The 21,288-nt window shown below is 63.8% G+C and carries 21 protein-coding genes and 1 tRNA gene; 7 read left to right on the forward strand and 15 right to left on the reverse strand.

The window, feature by feature from the left end:
• Window positions 1-5: 5 nt before the first annotated feature.
• The 3 genes from VMR39_RS03110 (at window position 6) to gmk (ending at window position 2,256) form a co-directional block, all read left to right on the forward strand.
• Window positions 6-356 carry a hypothetical protein gene (locus tag VMR39_RS03110; RefSeq protein ID WP_325414242.1) on the forward strand — a complete coding sequence of 117 codons (351 nt, stop codon included), beginning with the start codon at window positions 6-8 and terminating at the stop codon, window positions 354-356.
• A gap of 132 nt (window positions 357-488) precedes the next feature.
• Window positions 489-1,532, forward strand: a complete 1,044-nt coding sequence (locus tag VMR39_RS03115; protein WP_325414244.1) for an acyltransferase — start codon at window positions 489-491, stop codon at window positions 1,530-1,532.
• 58 nt (window positions 1,533-1,590) lie between these two features.
• Window positions 1,591-2,256: a guanylate kinase gene (gene gmk / locus VMR39_RS03120; RefSeq protein ID WP_325414246.1), complete on the forward strand. Its 666-nt coding sequence runs from the start codon at window positions 1,591-1,593 to the stop codon at window positions 2,254-2,256.
• Window positions 2,257-2,271: 15 nt separating this feature from the next.
• Here the strand turns inward: gmk and VMR39_RS03125 are convergent, their stop codons facing one another.
• The 7 genes from VMR39_RS03125 to VMR39_RS03155 all read right to left on the reverse strand — a co-directional run bounded on the left by VMR39_RS03125 (window position 2,272) and on the right by VMR39_RS03155 (window position 11,102).
• Window positions 2,272-3,336 carry a class I SAM-dependent methyltransferase gene (locus VMR39_RS03125; protein ID WP_325414285.1) on the reverse strand — a complete coding sequence of 355 codons (1,065 nt, stop codon included), beginning with the start codon at window positions 3,334-3,336 and terminating at the stop codon, window positions 2,272-2,274.
• A gap of 4 nt (window positions 3,337-3,340) precedes the next feature.
• Window positions 3,341-4,207 carry a prolipoprotein diacylglyceryl transferase gene (gene lgt / locus VMR39_RS03130; RefSeq protein WP_325414248.1) on the reverse strand — a complete coding sequence of 289 codons (867 nt, stop codon included), beginning with the start codon at window positions 4,205-4,207 and terminating at the stop codon, window positions 3,341-3,343.
• A gap of 108 nt (window positions 4,208-4,315) precedes the next feature.
• Window positions 4,316-5,386 carry a phytase gene (locus tag VMR39_RS03135; RefSeq protein ID WP_414712445.1) on the reverse strand — a complete coding sequence of 357 codons (1,071 nt, stop codon included), beginning with the start codon at window positions 5,384-5,386 and terminating at the stop codon, window positions 4,316-4,318.
• Between the two features lie 11 nt (window positions 5,387-5,397).
• Window positions 5,398-6,795, reverse strand: coding sequence for a metallophosphoesterase family protein (locus VMR39_RS03140; RefSeq protein WP_325414252.1), 1,398 nt, complete (start codon window positions 6,793-6,795; stop codon window positions 5,398-5,400).
• Between the two features lie 70 nt (window positions 6,796-6,865).
• Window positions 6,866-9,652 carry a TonB-dependent receptor gene (locus tag VMR39_RS03145; protein ID WP_325414254.1) on the reverse strand — a complete coding sequence of 929 codons (2,787 nt, stop codon included), beginning with the start codon at window positions 9,650-9,652 and terminating at the stop codon, window positions 6,866-6,868.
• Window positions 9,653-9,819: 167 nt separating this feature from the next.
• Window positions 9,820-10,833, reverse strand: coding sequence for a CDF family Co(II)/Ni(II) efflux transporter DmeF (gene dmeF / locus VMR39_RS03150; protein WP_325414256.1), 1,014 nt, complete (start codon window positions 10,831-10,833; stop codon window positions 9,820-9,822).
• Window positions 10,830-11,102, reverse strand: a complete 273-nt coding sequence (locus VMR39_RS03155; protein ID WP_325414258.1) for a metal/formaldehyde-sensitive transcriptional repressor — start codon at window positions 11,100-11,102, stop codon at window positions 10,830-10,832. Before VMR39_RS03155 ends, dmeF begins: the two co-directional genes overlap by 4 nt.
• A 76-nt stretch (window positions 11,103-11,178) precedes the next feature.
• On the opposite strand from VMR39_RS03155, the gene crtY reads away from it, so the two are divergent.
• The 4 genes from crtY to VMR39_RS03175 are packed head-to-tail and all read left to right on the forward strand — an operon-like array spanning window position 11,179 to window position 15,398.
• The gene (gene crtY / locus VMR39_RS03160; RefSeq protein ID WP_325414260.1) at window positions 11,179-12,327 is read left to right on the forward strand and encodes a lycopene beta-cyclase CrtY; all 1,149 of its coding nucleotides are present in this window, start codon (window positions 11,179-11,181) and stop codon (window positions 12,325-12,327) included.
• Window positions 12,327-13,808 (forward strand): phytoene desaturase, encoded by a 1,482-nt coding sequence (locus VMR39_RS03165; protein ID WP_325414262.1) that lies wholly within the window; start codon window positions 12,327-12,329, stop codon window positions 13,806-13,808. The genes crtY and VMR39_RS03165 overlap by 1 nt, the downstream gene beginning before the upstream one ends.
• 5 nt (window positions 13,809-13,813) lie before the next feature.
• Window positions 13,814-14,395, forward strand: coding sequence for a TIGR00730 family Rossman fold protein (locus VMR39_RS03170; protein WP_325414264.1), 582 nt, complete (start codon window positions 13,814-13,816; stop codon window positions 14,393-14,395).
• A 52-nt stretch (window positions 14,396-14,447) separates the two neighbouring features.
• Window positions 14,448-15,398, forward strand: a complete 951-nt coding sequence (locus VMR39_RS03175) for a phytoene/squalene synthase family protein (RefSeq protein WP_325414267.1) — start codon at window positions 14,448-14,450, stop codon at window positions 15,396-15,398.
• Between the two features lie 143 nt (window positions 15,399-15,541).
• Here the strand turns inward: VMR39_RS03175 and VMR39_RS03180 are convergent, their stop codons facing one another.
• The 8 genes from VMR39_RS03180 to VMR39_RS03215 all read right to left on the reverse strand — a co-directional run bounded on the left by VMR39_RS03180 (window position 15,542) and on the right by VMR39_RS03215 (window position 21,215).
• Entirely contained in the window at window positions 15,542-16,888 is a 1,347-nt protein-coding gene (locus tag VMR39_RS03180; protein WP_325414269.1) for an ammonium transporter, read from the reverse strand.
• Between the two features lie 13 nt (window positions 16,889-16,901).
• Entirely contained in the window at window positions 16,902-17,240 is a 339-nt protein-coding gene (locus VMR39_RS03185; protein ID WP_004209785.1) for a P-II family nitrogen regulator, read from the reverse strand.
• A 156-nt stretch (window positions 17,241-17,396) separates the two neighbouring features.
• Window positions 17,397-17,972: a DUF924 family protein gene (locus VMR39_RS03190; RefSeq protein ID WP_325414277.1), complete on the reverse strand. Its 576-nt coding sequence runs from the start codon at window positions 17,970-17,972 to the stop codon at window positions 17,397-17,399.
• Between the two features lie 55 nt (window positions 17,973-18,027).
• On the reverse strand, window positions 18,028-19,470 hold the full coding sequence (gene tldD, locus VMR39_RS03195; RefSeq protein WP_325414279.1) for a metalloprotease TldD: 1,443 nt from the start codon (window positions 19,468-19,470) through the stop codon (window positions 18,028-18,030).
• Window positions 19,471-19,526: 56 nt separating this feature from the next.
• Window positions 19,527-19,754, reverse strand: a complete 228-nt coding sequence (locus tag VMR39_RS03200; protein ID WP_325414281.1) for a zinc-finger domain-containing protein — start codon at window positions 19,752-19,754, stop codon at window positions 19,527-19,529.
• A gap of 46 nt (window positions 19,755-19,800) precedes the next feature.
• Complete coding sequence (locus VMR39_RS03205; protein ID WP_325414283.1) at window positions 19,801-19,968, reverse strand: hypothetical protein; 168 nt, start codon at window positions 19,966-19,968, stop codon at window positions 19,801-19,803.
• Window positions 19,969-20,081: 113 nt separating this feature from the next.
• Window positions 20,082-20,157 (reverse strand) — tRNA-Val (locus tag VMR39_RS03210).
• Window positions 20,158-20,210: 53 nt separating this feature from the next.
• A complete protein-coding gene (locus tag VMR39_RS03215) occupies window positions 20,211-21,215 on the reverse strand; it encodes a winged helix DNA-binding protein (protein ID WP_414712446.1) in 1,005 nt (334 codons plus the stop codon).
• Window positions 21,216-21,288 lie beyond the last annotated feature (73 nt).

A 21,288-nucleotide genomic window follows, 5' to 3' on the forward strand; every position in this document is an offset into this window, starting at 1 on the left:
GCCCTATGAAGAGGAAATTGCCCGCTCCCGCCGCACCGTTGGTGACGATCCGTCCGCCGAAAAAGGCGGGGTTGCTGCGGAAGGCGGCGCGGCTGGGTGCTACGGTCGTGGCCGCGCGCGTTGCTGCGGGGACCGGCAAGAAGGGCGTCGTCGGACTGCTTGCCGGTGCGGGGGCCAAGCGACTGATCATGCGTTATCCCGCAGGCGCGCTGTTCGTAACCGGCGCCTATATGGCGGGCAAGCTTTACGAGGCGAAGCGCGAGGCCGACCGAAAGCGTGCTGTAAAAACGATACCCGACGACAGCGCCGAACCAATATTGATGGATGAGGTGCGACGACGTCGAATGAAGAATTAGCTATATTTGCGGCTGTCCGTGTTGGATTCGATACGAACCGTTGGTGTTCATCGCGTCTTGGTAGTATTTCTAACGCGTCTCCAAACATACACTCGCCGCTGACTGGCCATGATGCCGCTGGCGGAGAGTCCTATGGATGTTTCTCGCGTTTCGACCCGGTTTTCCGTAAATATTGTCGAACAGTCGACGCAGCAGCGGCAATTGTGGATGGATCTGTTGCGCGGCATGGCCATATTGATGGTCATATCCTTTCATTCGGCGACCATTCTCGAACGCCATGATTATGCGATCCCGCCGTTGTTGGCGAATTTCAACCAGCTATTTGTACTGTACCGGATGCCGACGCTGGTTTTCCTGTCCGGATCGCTGCTCGCGGCATCCTTCAAAAAGGGCATCACACTCTATCTTTTGGGCAAGGTGCGACGGATATTCTGGCCTTTGCTGATCTGGTCGCTCATCTATTCCTATGTCATCGGCCCGCCCGTCCTCGACGCCGAACAATTGCGAAAATATCTGACCGGCCAATCCTATCTCTGGTTCCTGACCTTCATCCTCGTCTATTATCTGGCCGCCATTCCGCTGCGCCGGGTGCCGCCGCTGCTGGTCGTGGCGGTCGCTTTCGTCATCGCGATCCTTGCGCCGGATGGCACCAAGAATGGCGAGCGTCTCTTCTACCTCATGGCGTTCTTCTTCCTGGGCGCATGGGCGGGCAGTCACTGGCAATCATGGATACGCATCCTGCAAGCGCGCGCATCACTGCTTGCATGGTGTGCGGTCATCCTCGGCGCCATCGCGTCGGTCGTCTATCATCTGAGCTATGGCCCGCTCTATGCGCTTCCGGCACTCTGTTTCATCCTGGCCGTCAGCGCGACCGCATATCGCGCGCAGGCGGGCCGCTGGTCCGCGCCGCTGATCTTCATCGGGCAGAATTCGCTGATCTTCTACGTGTCTCACTTCACCATCATCTATCTCGTCATCGGCCTGTGCAGCAGGCTGGGTGTAGCGGCAGAAGTGGCGACGATTGCGTCCTTCCCGGTCGCGCTGATCGTCGGGATGGTGTTGGCGGTCGTCGCGCGCAGGAACGGCATAGTGAATCTGCTGTTCGTCGCACCGCCGCCTCCGCATCGGGTGGTCGGGGCATTGCAGGCGGTGGAACGACGCTTCGTCCCCGCCTGACCGCGCTTATGCTGCGCAGCCCTCTTGCAAATCCGTGGCTGGGACGCCACTAGCGGTCATGGCCGACAGCATCCCCACCGAGAGTCCCGATTTCAAGCGCCGCGGCGTGCTTTTCGTTCTGTCCTCGCCCTCCGGCGCGGGCAAGTCCACCATCGCGCGCAAGTTGCTCGCCGCCGAAACCGATCTGTCCATGTCAGTGTCCGCCACGACGCGGCCGATGCGGCCGGGGGAAGTCGACGGCAAGGATTATCATTTCGTCGATCTGGAAGAGTTTCGCCGGATGACGGCGGATCATGAGTTTCTCGAATGGGCCCATGTCTTCGGCCAGCGCTACGGCACGCCGCGCGCGCCGGTGGAAGCGATGCTGAAGTCGGGCAAGGACGTGCTATTCGACATCGACTGGCAGGGTGCGCAGCAACTGCATCAGATCGCCGGTGGCGACGTCGTCCGCATCTTCATCCTGCCGCCCTCGATGGAGGAACTGGAGCGCCGCCTGCGCGGCCGCGCTACCGACAGCGACGAGGTGATCGAGGGTCGCATGGCGCGCGCAGCGGGTGAAATCGCCCACTGGGACGGCTATGACTATGTGCTCTGCAACGTCGATGCGGAGGATTGCTTCCAGCGGGTGCAGACCATCCTGCATGCCGAACGGATGAAGCGCAGCCGCCAGACCGGCCTGATCGGCTTCATCCGCAAGCTGAGCCGCTACCACCAGGACGATTGATTCTCCTCGCGGCGGTTACGTCCCGAACCCCGCCGGATCGGCCCAGTCCGGGTGGGTCCAGGCCATCGCCTTGAACAAAGTGCCCATTTCCGTTTCATCGGTCAGGCGGTGGCGCGCGGATTCAACGTCCTGCGCGCGGGCCGGGGCGCTGCGGGCCAACTGCTCGGCGCGGGCGTCGATGCCGAGTTGGCGCAGGAAATCACCCTGACCGACCGGACCATGGACGCGCAGCCCCGCCTGTCGCGCCATGTTGCCCAGCACGGTGAAATCGACATGGGTTGTCAGGTCCACCTCGCCCGGATCGGCGAAGGGATCGGCGAATCTGTGTGCCTTCACCGCCTGTAGCGTGTCGCCCAGCGCCGGCCCCTCATAGCCATAGTCGATCAGGATCGCAGCACCGCCTTGTCGCGCGATGCGGTGGGCGAGAGCATAGGCGATCTCTGCGCCCATGATAGGCGATTCGATGATCGCGCCTTCAGGGGCTTCTTCCGCCATCGGCGGCAGACCGGATGCGATCCGGCGATAGCCGGCCACGGGAATGAAGCGGCCTGCCTCCTCCCGCGCGATCACGACGCGCTCGCGCCACTCGTCACCGACGCGGATGCACTGGCGCACGGGCAGGGCATCGAAAAATTCGTTGGCGACGACCAGCAGCGGCCCCTGATCGGGCAGGCTGTCGATGCCGTCATGATGGATCACATGCTGCAACAGCGCGCTCTGCCGGTCGCGCAGCGAGGGGCTGGTCTCGACCAGATGCGCCTTGGGGGCGAGGGCCGCGCGCTCCATCGCCCGCAGAGCATCCGCCGCCAGCGTGCCGCGACCCGGCCCCAGTTCGACGTAGGCGGCTTCGGGCCGACGGCCCGATCGCATCCAGATGTCGGCGAGGCAGAGGCCGACCAGTTCGCCGAACATCTGGCTGATTTCCGGTGCGGTGGTGAAGTCGCCGTCCGCGCCCAGCGGGTCGCGAGAGGCGTAATAATGCTGGTTCGCCTCGCCGATATAATGGGCGACCGAGATGGGGCCGCCCGAGGCGATCTGCCGCGCCAGCCGGTCCGCCAGCGGCAAATCGTCAGCCGACAGATGTTCAGCTGACACTGGCGGTGCCCGCCACCGGCTCCACGCGCAGGCGGCGCCCCTTGGCGGTGACGATCAGGTAGAGGCCGCCCAGGATCATCGGGATGCACAGCCACTGACCCATGTGCAGGCCGGTGCGGGCGGCGAATTCCATCAACTGGGCGTCGGCCTCGCGGAAATATTCGACGGCGAAGCGGAAGCAGCCATAGCCGAAGACGAAGATGCCCACGAGCATCCCCGGCTTGTAGCGCGCGCGCGTCTTCCAGAAGGCGAAGGCCAGGATCAGGAACAGCACGACGCCTTCCAGCATGGCTTCGTAAAGCTGGCTGGGATGGCGGGGGAAGGGGCCGCCGGTGGGGAAGATCATCGCCCACGGCACGTCGCTTTCCTTGCCCCAAAGTTCCCCGTTCACGAAATTGGCGAGGCGGCCGAAGAACAGGCCGAAGGGTACGACGCAGGCGACATAGTCATGGATGCGCAGCCAGCTGAGCTTTTCCTTCCATGCCATGTAGAGGATGCCGACCGATACGCCCGCCGCGCCGCCATGGAAGGACATGCCGCCATTCCACAGCTTGAATATGTCCAGCGGATGCTGGAGGATTTCGGGCTGGTAGAAGATCACATAGGCCAGCCGCCCGCCGATGATGATGCCGAGCGTCGCGTAGAAGATCATGTCGTCCGCATGGCGGCGCGCCATGGGCGAACCGGGCTGGGCGACCAGTTTCAGCAGATACCAGTAGCCGATCAGGATGCCGGCCAGATAGGCGAGGCTGTACCATTTCAGCGTGAAGAAGCCGAGGTCGAGGGCGACGGGATTGAGCCCCAGATCTTCAAAGCGGATGGCGCTCGAAGCGGCGGCGGCAAGGTCCAGGATCAAATCGGCTTCCCTCTATTTGGACAGGCCTGACCCCATAGAGCATGGGCCTGCCAAGACCAAGGGGGTGCGAAAGGGAGGGGCCGCTTTGGGCGGTCCGCCCCCTGATCGTCATTGCGGCAGGCCGAGCGCCCTGGCGATATCGTCCCAGGCGACCAGCTTGAAATTCTGCGCGGCGGCGGCGTTATGGCCGTCCTGCGCCACGAAGAGTCCGCCCGGATAAGCCGAGCCGAAGTCGCCGAGCATCAGTTCGATGCCGTCGGTTTCCTCCGACCCGCCGATGACGCCGTCGACCACGCGGAAGCGGCCGACATAGCTGTCGTCACTCATCTTGTAGACGACATAGGCATTGTCGCCCTGGCTGGAGACGAGGACATAGCCGTCCTTTTCCCCGATCGGCGCGATGGCGACGCCTTCGGCATCCATGACGAGGTTCTTGCCGTCCGCCGCCGCGATCTTCGTCGGCGTGGTGGGGCCGGTCGCGCGCGCGTCGAAGCGCCACAGGCCGACATCCTCCTCCGCCACATAGAGAATCCCGGTGCGGTCATCGACGGAGCAGCCTTCCGACTGGGTGCCAAGCTTCATCGTGCGGACAATCTTGCCGGCCGGCGTCGGACCCGATGGGTCGAGCGCGACCTGGTTCACGGTGCCATCCTTCAGCACGATGAAGGCGTAGGTGGCTTCGGGCGCCTTATACATGCAAATGCCATAGGCCTCGCCCTTGCCGGCATCGACCTTGCCCAGAGCTGTCAACTTCGCCGTCGCACTGTCGAGCCGGAACAGCGCCAGCTTCGCGTTCGCCACGTCATTGCGGTCGCTGGCGACGACGAGGATGCCGGTCTGGCCGTTGATGCTGACGCCGTCGCGCAGATCGACATTGTTCACCCTTCCCGAATCGAGGAAGTCGCGGGTCTTGCCGTCCAGCCCATAGACATAGAGGCCGGCCTTCTTGTCGGTGCCGACGATCAGGCTCTGAGCGGGATTGGCGGCGTTGCGCCAGATCGCCGGATCGTCGGCTGCATCCGCATTGGGGGTGCCGACCGGCGTCGTCTCCCCGCGGGCGGTGACGGTCATGGCCGGGGTCGCGTTGGCGATGCGGACGGCGACCGGCACCTCCTTTTCGGCGGTCGCGCAGGCGACGAGAGCAAGGAGGCTGGTCAGGGGGAGGGCGAGACGCTGCATCATGTTGCTCCTCACTTGCCGCGCGCGACGCATTTGCCGCCGTCCGGGCCGATATTGCCGGTACAGGTTCGTACCGCGATGGTAGGTTCGCTCGTGTCGGTCAGATGATTGCCGTCCGCCCGCTTCTCCAGGTCGAAGCCGTCATAGAGCTTGCTCGACGCGGTGAAGGTACGGAATTTGAGCCGATCGCCATCGACATCCACGACCTGATAGAGTTCGGTCGCCTCGGCAGTCTTGTCCGGCTGGGTGCGGGCGCGGTCGTTCAGGCCGTACATCTTGGAACCCGTGACGGAGACGAGATAGACCGGTCCCTGGATCGCGCCGTCCTTGCGCGCCTGTGCGGAGGCTTCGCGTCCGGCTTCGGAGGTCAGGCGGCTGTAGCAATGGTCATGCCCCTGCAACACAAGGTCGACCTTGCGCTTGTCGAAGACGGGCTTCCACGCGGCCTTCACTTCCGCCGTGTCCTGCGGCCGGGCGCAGGTGAAGACGGGCTGGTGGAACAGCACGACGTTCCATTTCGCCTTGCTCGACGCGAGCGTGGCGTCCAGCCATTGGGTCTGCTGCGCCATGGTGCCGAGGTCGATCGCCGACGTGCCGTCCAGCACGATGAAGCGCACGCCCTGATAATCGACATAATATGTCGTCTTGAGTCCCGGCACGCCATTGTCCGGCAGTGCGAACTGGAGAGGGAAATAGGGGCCGAGCTGGCGGCTTTCCTGGCCGTTGGGCAGCGTCACATCGACATATTCATGATTGCCGGTGGCGGGCAGCTGCGGGACGATCGACCAGTTGTAACCGGCCGCCTGATTGAATTCGCCCCATTCGTCGTCATGGTCGAGATCGTCGCGCTGTGCGGCGAGATCGCCGGCATGGGCGACCAGTTCGATCCCGCCATTGGCGTGGAACGCTTGACGGATGACGCGGCTGGCATAGGTCAGGATGCCGTTCTGGATGTCGCCGAGATAGAGGAAGCGGAACGGTTTGGCCTCGGCCGCTGCGGTGCGGAACTGCAACCATTCGCTCCAGCCCGCGCTCCCCCTCAACCGATAGGCATAGACGGTGTCGGGCGTGAGATTGTCGAAGCGGATCTGATGATAAAGCGCCGGGCCATTGGCGCTGTCCTTCGCCGTACCCGCCGGACCGGTGACGGTCATCGCCTTTTCCTCCAGCGTCGGGCCGTCGACGGAAATCGCGATCTGCGCCTCGCTCGGCGACTGGGCGACGTCGGTGCGATAGGCGACGGCCATGCCCCGCGACGGATCGGCCGCCGGTGTCAGCATGATCCGGTCGGGCAGGGTGCGCGCGGCGTAGGGTGTGCCTGCTGAACGGGGGATTGGGGGCTGGGCGGATTGGGCCATCAGCGGCCCGGTGGTCGCCAACAGCAGGGCGACGACAGGAAGTCGGAACATGGGGGCCTCCGTAAAACAAAACTTGCCGACCGTGCAGGGGCACGGCCGGCAAGCAGAGGAAGAAGAGGGATCAGAAGCTGGCGGTGACGCCGAACTTCGCGGTCCAGTTATATTCTTCATATTGCAGGATGCGCTTGGCGCGCGCGTAATTCTGATAGGCGAAATAGGGTTCGTTGGTGGCGTTGATCCACTCGGCGAAGACCCGGACGCCCGGCGCGATGCGATATTTCGCGCTCAGGTCGAGCTGGAAATGATCGTCGACATAACGGTCCTGGTCGGCTTCGCTGCCCAGTTCGTCCAGATATTTGTCGCGATAGGTGCCCGCCGCGCGCAGCGAGATCGGACCCTTTTCGTAACCCAGCACCAGGTTGAACGTGTTCTTGGACGATGCCGCCAGCGGGATCTTGCGCGGATCGTTGATGTCGCCATCGGTCAGCACCGTACCCTTGGCATCGGTGTAGGTGTAGTTGGCGTTCAGCAGCAGGCCGTCGAACGGCGCGGGCAGGAAGCTCATCACCTGGCTATAGGACAGTTCGAAGCCCTTGATCTTCGCCTTGTCGCCGTTGACGTAGGTGGTCAGTTCCTCATAGTCGACGCCATAGATGGTGCCCGGATCGGTGATCCGCTGCTCCACCACGAAATCCTTGATCGACTTCCAGAAAAAGCCGCCGGTCAGCGCTGCGTTGGTGCCGAAATACCATTCGGCCGACGCGTCGACGTTCCAGGCGCTGTAGGGACGCAGATTGGGGTTGCCGAGCGTGGCTTCGCGGTCCTCGTTGATGTCGAAGCGCGGGGCGAGCTGCGACAGCTTGGGACGGACCAGGCTCTTGTAGCCGCCCAGACGGAAGACGAGGTTGCGGACCGGCTCGTAGCGTACCGTCAGGCTGGGGAGCCAGTTGGTATAATTGCGCGCGAAGCGGGTCGGCGTGATGGTGACATTCTCGTCCTCGTCGGTTTCGGTGAGGAAGGCGCGGATATCGTTCCTGGTCTGCTCCATGCGAACACCGCCGATGACGCGCAGCGTGGCGCTGTCCCAGCGGCCCATCAGGTAGGTGGAGAGGATATCCTCCTTCACCGAATAGTCCGATGTGGTCGAATTGAGCAGCGTGTCCAGTTCGTTCAAGACGAAATTGTCCTGATTGTCATAAAAGAAGTTGGTCGGGCCGGTGTGGCTTGGCAGCGGCAGGATATCCTGGATGCGGTAGGTCTGGCCGCCCAGCACGTCCGCCAGCGTATAGTCGCCGTCATAATCATCATAGACGTCCGACTGGAGATTGTAGCTCTTCTTGCGCCAACGCGCCTTCATGCCGGTCTGGACGGTGAAGGTGCCGCTATCCATGGCAAAGGCGCGGCTGATGTCGCCCTTGATCGTATATTCACGATCCTTGGAGGCCGACAGGGTGGTGCGCTCAAGCTCGTTGAAGCCATATTCCGACGGATCGTAGAAGGCATCGGTATTGCCTGTCACCGTGTAGATTGGCTTCATCGGGTTGGAATAGTCGAAGCCGACATCGACGCCGTCGCCGTCGAACCGGGCGCGGAAGCGGGTCGGATCGATCGAGCCATTTTCGCGCTCGCTGGCTTCCGACCAGCTGCCCGAATAGGTCAGCTTCCAGGGGCCGGTGTTGGTTTCGCCGCCCAGGGTCAGCGACTTGATCCGCTGCTTCTCGAACCGGTCCTTCATACGGCGGCGCACTTCGATGCGGCCATCCTCGTCGCTGAACTGGGCCGATGTGGCGGTGCCCGACGCGGGTTCTTCATCCATGATGAAGATCACGTCGCCGCGATATTCCTGATCCTCGAACTGGCTGTAAAGGCCGCGGGCGTAGAGCTTGGTGGTGTCGGTGGCGAGCCAGTCGAGGCTCAGCGAGCCGCCCATGCGCTTACGCTGCACGTCATAGTCACGATACTGCACTTCCTGTGCATAGGCGACGCCGTCATCGGTCTGCGCCCAGTCGGCTGCCTCGATATTGTCGGTCTGGAACTTGCGCTTGTAATAGCTGAAGCCGCCGGCGATGCCGAAACGGTCGGTGAGGCGGGTGGAGAAATCGACGCTTCCCTTGGGCGTCAGCGCGTCGGCATAGTCGTTATAGCTGCCTTCCAACTTGACCGAATAGAGGTCCTTCTTGCGGTCGAAGGCGCTGGTGGTCTGGATCTCGATCGAGGCACCGATGGTGTCGGCATCCATATCGGGCGTCAGCGACTTCTTGATCTCGATCGATTCGATCAGTTCGGACGGGATGACGTCCAGCGCAACCGAGCGGACGTCGCTTTCAGGCGCGGGGATGCGGGTGCCGTTGATCGAGGCGGCATTGAGTTCGGGGTCAAGACCGCGAACTGACACGAAGCGGCCTTCGCCCTGATCGTTGAGGATGTTCACGCCGGGCAGGCGACGGATCGATTCGGCGACATTCTGGTCGGGGAACTGGCCGATGGCGTCGCGGGTCAGGACGCTTTCCACGCCGTCGGCAGCCCGTTGACGGGAAAGCGTCGATGCCTGGTTGGCGACCTGGCCGACGACGATGATGGAGCTGTCGATATCCGAACCGATTCGGATGTCGGCATCCACGTCGCCCGATGCGGGAACGACGACGGTGGTGCGGACCGGATCGGCCCCGACATAGCGCGCCTCGATCGTGTAGGTGCCCGGCGAAACGTCGGGGAAGCGGTAGGAGCCGTCACGGCCCGCTTCGGCGACGCGGCCATTCTCGACGATGCGCAGCTGGGTGGACTGGAGTGCGCGCGTGCCGGTGCCATCGGACACGGTGCCAGTGATGGTGCCGGCGAAGGCGGCGGCGGGTGCGGCGAGCGCAATGACAATGGCGGCGCGGCTTGCGCCGCGGAAAAGGCGGTTCATGCTGGAATCTCCCTGTTGCCGACGGGAGATCAGCTATGTCCCCGCTGTACCCCGTCCGGTTGAGGGGGCCAGTGGGGGGCTTTCCTTACAGGGTGATGCCATTTTCATGACGGTTCGATGAAAATGGCATTTGTTACAATCTATTACAAAGCCGTGGCGATATTTGTTCAGCCGCACTCCACCGTGACATGCTCCATGCGAGGCAAGGCGCGGACGCGCTTGCGTACGGCGGTGGCATTTGCGCCGGCGGCAAGGCTGATGATGGCGGCATGGGCATGGGGGCCGATACGCCAGACATGGAGGTCGCGGATCGTTGCGCCCTCCGCCTCTGCCTCACGCCGCACGGTGGCCATCAGCGCGGGTTCGGCGGTGTCGAGCAGGATGGCGGCGGTGTCCTTCATCAACCCCCAGGCCCAGCGTGCGATCACCACCGCGCCCAGCAGCCCGACCGCTGGATCCATCCACCACCAGCCCAGATAACGCCCGGCGAGCAACGCGCCGATCGCCAGTACTGATGTCAGCGCGTCGGTCAGCACATGGACATAGGCGGCGCGGAGGTTGTTGTCGGCATGGCCATGCTGGTGGTCATGGCCTTCATGATCATGTCCATGGCCGAGTTCATGGCTATGGTCGTGCCCCAGCAGCAGGGCGCTGATGATGTTGATGACCAGGCCGACGACTGCGACCAGCGTCGCCTCCCCGAAAGCGACATGAATGGGCTGAAAAAAGCGCAGTCCCGATTCGACCGCGATGAAGAGCGCGGTCACGCCCAGCAGCAGGGCGGAGGCGAAGCCCGACAGGTCGCCGACCTTGCCGGTGCCGAAGGTGTAGCGCGGATTGCGGGCATGTCGCTTGGCGTAGCCATAGGCCGCAGCGGCCACCGCCAGCGCGCCGGCATGGGTTGCCATGTGGAAACCGTCGGCCAGCAAGGCCATCGAGCCGGTCAACCAGCCGAAAACAATCTCCACCACCATGGTAGCGGCGGTGAGCCACACGACCCAGAGCGTCCGCTTCGCATTCTTGTCATGCCCAGCGCTCAGGTAGATATGGTCGAAATAGTGGCTTTCCTCCGCGTCGCCCGGAATGGCGGCGGGAACAGGGGCATGGTTTTGATGATCATGGTCGTGGCCATGATGGTGATGCCCATGCCCATGCTGGCTGTGGTCGTCGTGCATCGTCATTTCCCGTAACGGCGGATCAGCGCCAGCATTTCTTCGGTCGCGGCCGCCCGCGCGTCGTCGGTCAGGCCGGGGCGGGCGACATGTTCGCGCATGTGTTGCTCGATCAGTTCTTCCATCAGGCTGCCGACCGCACCGCGCACGGATGCTACCAGCTGGAGCGTTTCCGAACAGCCTGCATCCCCGGTCAATTGCCGTTCCACGGCAGCGACCTGGCCTGCGATCCGGCGCACCCGCGCCAGCAACTTGTCTCGATCCGCGATAATATGCATAGGGTACCCCCCTATCCTATATTTGCAGTGCCGCCAAGGGCTGGATCGGCAGGCACAACTTGTTCTAACAGGGGGCATGGCGAACGAACTGGATTGCGACCTGGCGATCATCGGCGGCGGCCTGGCGGGCGGGCTGATCGCGCTCGCCTTCGCGGCGCTGCGCCCGGAGGTACGGCTGCTGCTGGTCGAGCAGGGCGCGCAGCCGGGTGGCAATCATATCTGGTCCTTCTTCGACGGCGATGTCGCGCCGAAGGATCGGTGGCTGATCGACCCGCTCGTCGTGCGTAGCTGGCCGCAGGGGCATGAGGTTCGTTTTCCCGGTTTGGACCGCCGTCTGGAGACCCCTTATAACAGCGTCGAGACTGTCCAGTTTGCTGTCCATCTTACGCGCCTCCTGGGCGATAGCCTCCTGACCGATGCCGAGGTGACGGCACTGTCGCCGAACGGCGTCACGCTGGCCGATGGCCGATCGATCCGCGCGCGGGCAGTCATCGATGCGCGGGGTGGGGGCGATCTGTCGGCTCTGCGCTGTGGCTGGCAGAAATTCGTCGGCCATGCCCTGCGCTGCGAAGCCCCACACGGGATCGATCGACCGGTGATCATGGACGCCACCGTGGCGCAGCATGACGGCTATCGCTTCGTCTACCTGCTGCCCTGGGATGAGCGGACGATCTTCGTCGAGGATACCTATTACAGCAATGCACCGGATCTGGACGTGCCCGTGATCGAGGCGCGGATAGCGGACTATGTGCGGGCAAAGGGGTGGCGCGTGGAGGTCATCCATCGCGAGCAGGGCGTATTGCCCGTGGTCCATGGCGGCGACTTCGATCGGTACTGGCCCAAGGATGATCCAGTGGCACGCGCCGGCGTCAGGGCGGGGCTGTTCCAACCGATGACCGGCTATTCGCTGCCCGACGCCGTCCGATTCGCACTCTGGCTCGCCGACCAGTCGCTGGAAGGGCTGCCGGCTGCGGCGCGCGGCTATGCCAGGGCGCATTGGCAGGGGGGCGGCTACTATCGGCTGCTCGGCAGGATGCTGTTCGGAGCGGCCCAGCCGGATCAGCGATGGCGTATCTTCGCGCGTTTCTACGGGCTTTCGCCTGCGCTGATCCAGCGTTTCTATGCAGGGCGTTCCACCATTGCGGACCGCATCCGCATCTTGTGCGGAAAGCCCCCCGTGCCCATAAGGGACGCCATGCGAACATTGTGGAACCCGCCCGCCTGATGAACAGGACTGCGATCGTCATTGGTGCGGGCTTTGGTGGCTTGGCGCTTGCCATCCGTCTGCAATCGGCCGGAATCAACACTATTTTGGTCGAGGCGCGCGATCGGCCGGGCGGGCGCGCCTATATGTGGGAGAAGGACGGCTTCACCTTCGACGCGGGGCCGACCGTCATCACCGATCCCGATTGCCTGGCTGAACTATGGCGGCTGTCGGGGCATGACATGACGCAGGATATCGGTCTGGTGCCGGTGTCGCCCTTCTACCGGCTCAACTGGCGCGACGGCACCAATTTCGATTATTCGAACAATGAAGCCGCGCTGCGGGCGGAGATCGCCAAGCTCGATCCGAATGACGTCGCCGGTTACGAACGCTTTTGCGACTATGCCGCCGGCGTTTATGAGGAGGGCTATCGCAAGCTCGGCTCGGTCGCGTTTCTCGACTTCGCATCGATGATAAAGGCGGCGCCGTCGCTCGCGAAATACCAGGCCTGGCGGTCGGTCTATTCGGTCGTCGCGTCCCATGTGAAGAATGAGAAGCTGCGCGAGGCGCTGTCCTTCCACACGCTGCTGGTCGGCGGCAACCCGATGAAGACCAGCGCCATCTATGCCCTGATCCACAAGCTGGAAAAGGATGGCGGCGTCTGGTTCGCGAAGGGTGGCACCAACCGGCTGGTTCAGGCGATGGCCACCCATTTCGAGCGGCTGGGCGGCACGTTGCGCCTGGGCGACGCCGTCACGCGGATCGAAACCTATGGCGACAAGGCGACGGCGGTCCACACCGCGTCGGGCTGGCGTGGGGAGGCGGATGCGATCGCGACCAACGCCGACCTGATGCACAGCTATCGCGACCTGCTGGGCCACCATCCGCGCGGCCAGAAACAGGCGGACAGTCTCGGCCAGAAGCGCTGGTCGCCCAGCCTGTTCGTGCTGCATTTCGGTATCAAGGGCAGCTGGCCGGGCATCCCGCACCATATGATCCTGTTCGGACCCCGCTATGAAGGGTTGCTGACCGATATCTATGATCATGGCGTGTTGCCGCAGGATTTCTCGCTCTACCTGCACCACCCGACCGTCACCGACCCGTCGATGGCGCCGGACGGGCATTCGACCTTTTATGCGCTGGCGCCGGTACCGCACATGGGCAAGCTGCCGATCGACTGGGACCAGTTCGGCCATGCCTATGCCGAGCGTATCCTCGACGAGATCCAGCATCGGCTGATCCCCGACATCCGTTCGCGCATCGTCACCCGATTCCACTATGCGCCGAGCGATTTCGGGCGTGATCTCAATGCCCATATGGGCAGCGCCTTCAGCTTGGAGCCGTTGCTGACCCAGAGCGCCTGGTTCCGCGCGCATAATCGCGACGATGTCATTCCCAATCTGTATCTGGTAGGGGCCGGCACCCATCCCGGCGCGGGCATCCCCGGCGTGGTGGGCAGCGCCAAGGCGACCGCGGCGCTGATGTTGCAGGATTTGGGCTGAAGATCATGAAGAGACTGGCAGTATATTGCGGATCGGCGACGCCGGCCGACCTCACCTATGTCGACGCGGCGCGCCATGTCGGGCGCACGCTGGCGGAGCGCGGCATCGGCGTCGTCTATGGCGGCGGGCGCCTGGGCCTTATGGGCGCGGTGGCGGATGCGGCGCTGGAAGCCGGCGGTGAGGTGATCGGCGTGATTCCCGAAGCGTTGGTCGGCGCCGAAGTCGCGCACCGCGGCTGCACGCAGCTGCACGTCGTGCAGACGATGCACCAGCGCAAGCAGCTCTTCACCGATCTTTCGGACGGCTTCGTCACCATACCCGGCGGCGTCGGCACGATGGACGAATTGTGGGAAGCGATCAGTTGGGCGCAGCTGGGCTATCATAGCAAGCCGGTCGGGCTGTTGAATGTCGCGGGCTTCTACGACCAATTGATCGGCTTCAACCGGCAGATGGTGGAGGTCGGCTTCATCCGTCCGCAACATGCCGGCATCATGATCCATGCCGATAGTATCGAGACACTGCTCGATGACATGGCGGCCTACAAGCCGCATGAGACGATCTTCGCGATGAAGGCGGCGCGGCTCTGATCCGGTAACATGGTTGGGTGACTTTGGCAGTCGGGCAGGGCATGTCGATGACATGTCCTCCAATATCCCCGACCGCCAGACGCTCGTAACCCATGCCCGCGACAGCATATCGCGCGGTTCCAAATCCTTCGCCATGGCCTCGAAGCTGTTCGATCGCGTGACCCGCGAGCGGGCATGGCTGCTCTATGCCTGGTGCCGCAAGTGTGACGACATCGCCGACGGGCAGGATCATGGCGGTGCGATGACCAGCGTCGCCAACGCGCAGGCGCGGCTGTCGATGATGCGGGTGCTGACCGACAAGGCGCTGCATGGCGAAGCGACCGGCGATCCGGCATTCGATGGCTTTGGCGTCGTGATGCGCGAATGCGCCATCCCCGCGCGCTATGCGGATGACCTGATCGAGGGCTTCGCGCTCGACGCGCGCGACTGGCGCCCGCGCAGCGAGGCGGACATGCTGCGCTATTGCTATCATGTCGCGGGCGCGGTCGGTTGCATGATGGCGGTCCTGATGGGTGTCGACCCAGAGGACGATGCGACGCTGGACCGGGCGTGCGATCTTGGCCTCGCCTTCCAGCTCGCCAATATCGCCCGCGATATCAGTGAGGATGAGGCGGCGGACCGCTGCTACCTGCCGCAGTTATGGCTTGCGGAAATGGATATCCCGCCCGGCGAGCATATGAAGCCCTGGGTCCGCCCGCGTCTCGCGATTCTTGCCAGACGCCTGGCCGACATGGCCGCCGCCTATGAGCAGAGCGCGCGCCATGGTACGGGTGCTTTGCCCCCGCGCGCGGCCTGGGCCGTGCTGGCGGCGGCGGGCATCTATGGCGACATCGCCCGCGAGGTTGCGCGTCGCGGCGAGCAGGCCTGGGATCATCGCGTCGTGACGCCCAGGCGCGAGAAGCTGGGCTGGGTGGTGCGGGCCGGACTTCAGGTGCCGGGACGTGCCCGACGCTGGAAGCCCGCCATGCCGCGCCCTGACGGCCTCTGGACCCGGCCGGCCTGACATAAAAGAGGGCCGATGCTTTCGCATCGGCATATGCCGACAAAAAGAGGGCCGGTACTTTCGTACCGGCCCAAGGCATGTTCGCAGGAGGAACATCGGAAGGCGGGGCGGCGGGATGGCCGCCCGGCCAATTCAGTGAAAACTTACGGGTTGTAGGCACGCTCGCCATGTTCGCCGAGGTCGAGGCCTTCATATTCGACCTCCTGGCTGACCCGCAGACCGGTGACGGCCTTGGCGATGAAGATGGCGATGGCGGTGCCGACCGATGCCCAGACGATGGTGGTCAGGACCGCTTCGATCTGCACGACCAGCTTGGCGGCCATGTCATAATCTTCCGCGCCGGGGCCACCGAAGGCAGGCGAGTAGACGATGGCGGTACCGATGGCGCCGATCATGCCGCCGATGCCGTGGATGCCGAAGGCGTCCAGCGAGTCGTCATAGCCGAGCTTGGGCTTGAGGACGGTGACGGCATAGAAGCAGACGATGGAGGCGACGGCGCCCAGGATGATCGCCCCGAACGGACCGGAATTGCCGGCTGCCGGGGTGACGGCGACGAGGCCCGCGATGATGCCCGAGCAGAAGCCCAGAGCCGAGCCCTTGTGGCCATTCAGACGCTCGGCGAGCATCCAGAACAGACCGGCAGAGGCAGTCGCGACGAAGGTGTTGATCATTGCAAGAGCGGCCGAGCCATTGGCTTCCAGCGCCGAACCGGCGTTGAAGCCGAACCAGCCGACCCAGAGCAGGCCGGTGCCGACGCCGGTCAGGGTCAGGCTGTGCGGCGGCATGGGTTCCTTGGGGAAGCCGAGGCGCTTGCCGAGGATCAGCGCGGCCACCAGGGCCGAGACGCCGGCATTGATGTGGACCACGGTGCCGCCGGCGAAGTCCAGCGCGCCAGCCTTGAAGAACAGGCCGCTTGCTGCCCAGACCATGTGCGCGATCGGGAAATAGACAATCGTCAGCCAGATGGCAGCGAATACCATGACGGCCGAGAATTTGATGCGTTCGACCACGGAACCCAGCACCAGCGCGATGGTGATCGCGGCGAAGGTCATCTGGAAGCAGACGAAGACATATTCGGGAATCTCGACACCGGCCGTGAAGGTAGCTGCCTGCGAAGCAGGCGTGATGCCCTTCAGGAAAGCCTTGTCGAAGGTCGAGATGAAGTTGCTGAGGCCGCTGGTGTAATCGGGGCCGAAGGCCATCGAATAGCCATACATGACCCAGATCAGCATCGCGAGGCAGGCCACCGCACCGATCTGCGTCATGACCGACAGCATATTCTTGGTGCGGACCAGGCCGCCGTAGAAGAGGGCAAGGCCCGGCAGGATCATCGCCAGGACCAGGACGGTCGCAGTCATCATCCAGGCGACGTCGCCCTTGTCGACCGTGGCCGCGGGCGCCGCAGCGTCCTGTGCCCAGGCAGGCAAAGCGGCGAAGAGCGACAGGGCCGCTGCCCCCGCCACGCCGCCGAGTTTCTTGGAAAATGTCATTATTTCCCCCTTCTTACAGCGCGGTTTCGCCGGTTTCGCCAGTGCGGATACGCACGGCCTGACCGACATCGAGGACGAAGATCTTGCCATCGCCGATGGCGCCCGAATTGGCCGCGGCCTGGGTCGCTTCCACGACGCGCGGGGCGAGGTCGTCGTCGCAGACCACCTCGATCTTGATCTTCGGAACCATGTTGGTCGAATATTCGGCGCCGCGGTAGATTTCGGTCTGCCCCTTCTGACGACCAAAGCCCTTCACTTCGCTGACCGTCATACCGGCGATGCCGAGCGAGGAGAGTGCCTCGCGGACATCGTCAAGCTTGAACGGCTTGATGATAGCCATGACAAGTTTCATGTCGCCCCCTGTTACTGGTGTGCGACGACATGATCAGCAAGACGCGTGCCAAATTGCTAAAGGCAGGTTAATGCCGGCTTTCGCCACAACCTTCTATGTTGCGACGCCAAAAAAATGGGCAGCGACCGTGCGTTGCCTAAAAAATGGGCAGCTCTTCTACCAGCGCGCGCCATCGGCAGCGGCTTCGACCTCCTCGGGCAAAGTCTCGCGGCCGAGTGCGGCGTTGCGATGCGGGAAACGGCCGAAGTGAAGGATGGTTGCGTAGTGCTGACGGGCAAAATCCAGAGATTTTTCGTCGCCAGCACCTTCGAACAGGCTGAGCGAAAGCGACTGATCTTCCATCGCCTCGCTATGCTGGAACGGCATGTAGAAGAAGAGCCGGCCGGCACCGCCAATCTGAATATCATAGCCGAGCGCAATGGCGCCGCGCGCTACTTCCCGCGCAAGGACATCTGTGGAAAAGGCTTGGGCTGTGTCGCGGAACATGTTGCGAGGCATTTGGTCGAACAGCAGCACGGCAGCGAGTGCATCGTCGGCGCGGTCGAGAAAGGCCTGTGGCGGAAGCGCCTGTTTTTCTGCCCAGAGTGCTTCGAACCGTGTGGTGCAAAGCTGGTCGAGGGCCGGGTCATGGCTCCACCATCCCGCCTCGCCCACCTGATTGAACCAGAAATCGAGCATCGCAGCCGCCCAGTCGGCGGTCACGGCGTCATGACTGTCGGTCAGCATGTTCATGCTGGCTTAATCAACGGACGAGTGGCGCGGTTCCGCCACTCATGCCGCCAACGGCTCAGGTCGCCGTGCCACCCACGGTGAGGCCTTCCAGCAACAGCGTCGGCTGGCCGACGCCGGCGGGCACGCTCTGCCCGCCCTTGCCGCACATGCCGATGCCTTCGTCCAGCGCCCAGTCGCTGCCGACGCCCACCACCTTGGTCAGCGCCGTCGGGCCGTCGCCGATCAGCGTCGCGCCCTTGATCGGATCGCCGAGCTTGCCATTCTCGACCTTGTAGGCCTCGGTGCAGGAAAAGACGAACTTGCCCGACACGATGTCGACCTGTCCGCCGCCGAAGCTCTTGGCGAAGATGCCGGACTTCATGCGACCCAGCAGTTCTTCGGGATCATCCTGCCCGCCCTTGATGAAGGTATTGGTCATCCGCGGCATGGGTGCATGGGCGTAGCTTTCGCGACGGCCATTGCCGGTGGGCGCGACGCCCATCAGCCGGGCGTTCAGTCGATCCTGCATATAGCCCTTTAGGATGCCGTCCTCGATCAGGATATTTTCCTGCGTCGGCGTGCCTTCGTCGTCGATCGAGAGCGAGCCGCGACGATCCATGATGCTGCCATCGTCGACTACGGTGACACCCGGTGCGGCGACGCGCTCGCCGATGCGGCCGGAAAAGGCGCTGGTCCCCTTGCGGTTGAAATCGCCTTCCAGGCCATGACCGATCGCTTCATGGACCAGCACGCCGGGCCAGCCGGGGCCGAGCAATACGGTCATCTCACCGGCGGGTGCGGCGACCGAGCGCATGTTGACGCGGGCCTGGGCCAGCGCCTCGTCGATGGCGCGGTTCCAGATCGCCTTGTCCATCACCTGATCGTAGAGATAACGGCCGCCAATGCCGAACACGCCGGTTTCGCGGCGACCATTTTCCTCCAGAATGATGGAGACGTTGAGGCGCACCAGCGGGCGGATATCGGTCGCGGTGAAGCCGTCCGCGCGGACGATCTCGACCACCGACCAGCTGCCGGCCAGGCTGACCGACACCTGGGCGACGCGCGGGTCGCGGGCGCGGGCGGAGGCGTCGATCTCGGCGCAGAGCGTCACCTTCTCCGCGAAGGGCACGATCTCCAGCGGATTGGCGTCGGTGTAGAGGTGGCGGTTGGTGCGCTGCGGCGGCGGGGCGGGCTGACCCTTGGCCGGATCGAGCAGCGTCAGCGTCTGCGCCGCCTTGCGGATCGCGGCCTCGCTGATGTCGTTGGCATGGGCGAAGCCGGTCATCTCGCCCGACACGCCGCGCAGCCCGAAGCCGGCATCAGTCGAATAATCGGCGGTCTTGAGGCGGCCATCATCGAAGCCGAAGCTCTCGCTTGCTCGATACTGGAGGTAAAGCTCGCCGTCATCGCAGGCGGCCAGCGCCTCGGCAGTCAGGCGGCGCGCGCCATCGGGATCGAGCAGGCCCGGTCGATAGAGCAGGCCGCGGGCGTCAGTAAACAGGGGAGCGAGTTCGGTCATGCCACCCGATATAGGGGCGGCACGACCCAAGCCCAATGGAAAATTTGAAAGGCTTTTTAGAGGCTGGCGCCCGAAGCGATGTCGGGCTTGGCCGCGACATCCGCATTGTCCGCCACGCCACCGATCAGCACGAAGCGGCGATCGCAATAGCCGCAGTCGACATAGCCATGCTCGTCAATCTCCAGAAAGACGCGCGGATGACCAAGGGCGGCGGGAATGTCCCCCGAACCGTCACAGGAGACGCGGGACTTGGAGACTCGGATGATTTCAGGCGGCTGGATCATGGAAAGCGGCGTTAGCAGCGGTGCCGTTGCGCTGCAATATGCGCCGTCACATCAGAGGCAGGGACGGACGATTACAAGGGCTGTTGCCGGGCGATGCGGCATGGCCGGTCGCCGAAATCCGGTCGGGACAGTCCCGCATCGCCATCACCGCGAAGGGCGACAGCATCAGCAGGAGCGGCACGATCGTTCCACCGAGGAGGGCTGCGAATGGCATGCAGTAACAGTGCCGCATCCATGCTTGCTGCAGGATGAATGTTTCGGTTGCGAAGTGGTGTGGATCGGGAGTTTTCCCGGAAGTCGCCCAACGGACGGCTTCTTCCGACAAAATGGTGGGCGATGACGGGCTCGAACCGCCGACATTCTCGGTGTAAACGAGACGCTCTACCAACTGAGCTAATCGCCCCCGTTCGGGAAGCGCCTATCTAGGCGAAAAAGCGCGGCGGTCAAGCGCGGGCTTCATGTGTTGAGAAAACGGCGGCTGGCACCGAACCAGCGCATCAGGGATTCGGCGGTTTCCTGTGCCAGCCCGATGAAGATACGGCGGCCGTCATGCGGGTCTGCCTGTCGTTCGACCAGCCCTTTTTCGGTGAGGGTGCGGATCCAGCGGAGCGCTGTGGTGGGTGGCACGGCGGCAGCGATGCAGAGGCTGGAGACGGAGACGCGTTCCTGCTCCAGCCGGGCGGCGAGCAGGTCCAGCAGCATGTCCCAGGCCGGGTCGGCAAACAGATCGCCGGGCAGGAAGTCGGCCCGGATGCGGCGGGCGCGGAGCAGGTCGCGAACCTGTTGCGGCGACACGGACGGTGCGTCGGCAGTGCGGGACGGGGCGCTGACCGGTGCAAGTATGGGCATGCCGATATAGTCGCTGGCCCGATCGGAGATTCGCGGCCCCAGGTCGAAGGACGGTGCGGCGGCGAGTCGATTACGCTGGGTGAGCGCGTCGATGGTACGGGCCAGGCGGCCGACCTCCTCGCTCAGTTGCTGGAGGCGGACGCCTTCCCGGTCCATTTCATGGACGCTGCCACGGATCGGCCGATGCTCGCCCGCTGCCACCAGGGCCGCCGCCAGTTCGGTGCGGTCGGGGTCGCAAAGCAATTGCGTATGCGGGCTGCGGACGCAAGCGAAGGCAAGTTCGACCGTGTCCCATCCGGCGACAAGGATGACCGCCATGCCGGTCTGGATCGCCTGGGTTTCGACCTGCACCAGCAACCGTTCGAGTGTCGGCGTGAGGGAGGGGCAGAAGAGCAGCAGCGTGTCGCACTGGGTCTGCTGGTCGAGGCGGGCGGAGGCTTCGGACAGATCGATCGCACCCAGCAGCCGGAGCCCGGCGGCGTCCGCCACCGGGGTCAGTTCGTCCCGGTCGATCCAGTCGGCGACGACCAGCAGGCCGGCGCGCTCGTCATGGGGCGTGACCGGATCGATATGGCCCTGAATAGGCAGAGAATAGGAAAAATCTTCCATCATGGTCCGAATCCTGTTCTAGCTTCGTTCCGGAGAATAAAGCAAGAACGGATTGGGTCTGCCCCGATCCTTCACC

The sequence above is a fragment of the Sphingobium sp. genome, assembly GCF_035511395.1.
Classification (GTDB): Bacteria; Pseudomonadota; Alphaproteobacteria; order Sphingomonadales; family Sphingomonadaceae; genus Sphingobium.

Bases quoted from the DNA above. Each gene is read 5' to 3' on its own strand.
- VMR39_RS03170 (WP_325414264.1), top strand. From the start codon at position 13,814: ATGAAGAGACTGGCAGTATATTGCGGATCGGCGACGCCGGCCGACCTC.
- VMR39_RS03200 (WP_325414281.1), bottom strand. From the start codon at position 19,754: ATGATCCAGCCGCCTGAAATCATCCGAGTCTCCAAGTCCCGCGTCTCC.
- VMR39_RS03175 (WP_325414267.1), top strand. From the start codon at position 14,448: ATGTCCTCCAATATCCCCGACCGCCAGACGCTCGTAACCCATGCCCGC.
- VMR39_RS03135 (WP_414712445.1), bottom strand. From the start codon at position 5,386: ATGCAGCGTCTCGCCCTCCCCCTGACCAGCCTCCTTGCTCTCGTCGCC.
- VMR39_RS03205 (WP_325414283.1), bottom strand. From the start codon at position 19,968: ATGCCATTCGCAGCCCTCCTCGGTGGAACGATCGTGCCGCTCCTGCTG.
- VMR39_RS03215 (WP_414712446.1), bottom strand. From the start codon at position 21,215: ATGATGGAAGATTTTTCCTATTCTCTGCCTATTCAGGGCCATATCGAT.
- VMR39_RS03185 (WP_004209785.1), bottom strand. From the start codon at position 17,240: ATGAAACTTGTCATGGCTATCATCAAGCCGTTCAAGCTTGACGATGTC.
- VMR39_RS03180 (WP_325414269.1), bottom strand. From the start codon at position 16,888: ATGACATTTTCCAAGAAACTCGGCGGCGTGGCGGGGGCAGCGGCCCTG.
- VMR39_RS03145 (WP_325414254.1), bottom strand. From the start codon at position 9,652: ATGAACCGCCTTTTCCGCGGCGCAAGCCGCGCCGCCATTGTCATTGCG.
- VMR39_RS03155 (WP_325414258.1), bottom strand. From the start codon at position 11,102: ATGCATATTATCGCGGATCGAGACAAGTTGCTGGCGCGGGTGCGCCGG.
- gmk (WP_325414246.1), top strand. From the start codon at position 1,591: ATGGCCGACAGCATCCCCACCGAGAGTCCCGATTTCAAGCGCCGCGGC.
- dmeF (WP_325414256.1), bottom strand. From the start codon at position 10,833: ATGACGATGCACGACGACCACAGCCAGCATGGGCATGGGCATCACCAT.
- VMR39_RS03115 (WP_325414244.1), top strand. From the start codon at position 489: ATGGATGTTTCTCGCGTTTCGACCCGGTTTTCCGTAAATATTGTCGAA.
- VMR39_RS03110 (WP_325414242.1), top strand. From the start codon at position 6: ATGAAGAGGAAATTGCCCGCTCCCGCCGCACCGTTGGTGACGATCCGT.
- VMR39_RS03165 (WP_325414262.1), top strand. From the start codon at position 12,327: ATGAACAGGACTGCGATCGTCATTGGTGCGGGCTTTGGTGGCTTGGCG.
- VMR39_RS03190 (WP_325414277.1), bottom strand. From the start codon at position 17,972: ATGAACATGCTGACCGACAGTCATGACGCCGTGACCGCCGACTGGGCG.
- tldD (WP_325414279.1), bottom strand. From the start codon at position 19,470: ATGACCGAACTCGCTCCCCTGTTTACTGACGCCCGCGGCCTGCTCTAT.
- crtY (WP_325414260.1), top strand. From the start codon at position 11,179: ATGGCGAACGAACTGGATTGCGACCTGGCGATCATCGGCGGCGGCCTG.
- VMR39_RS03140 (WP_325414252.1), bottom strand. From the start codon at position 6,795: ATGTTCCGACTTCCTGTCGTCGCCCTGCTGTTGGCGACCACCGGGCCG.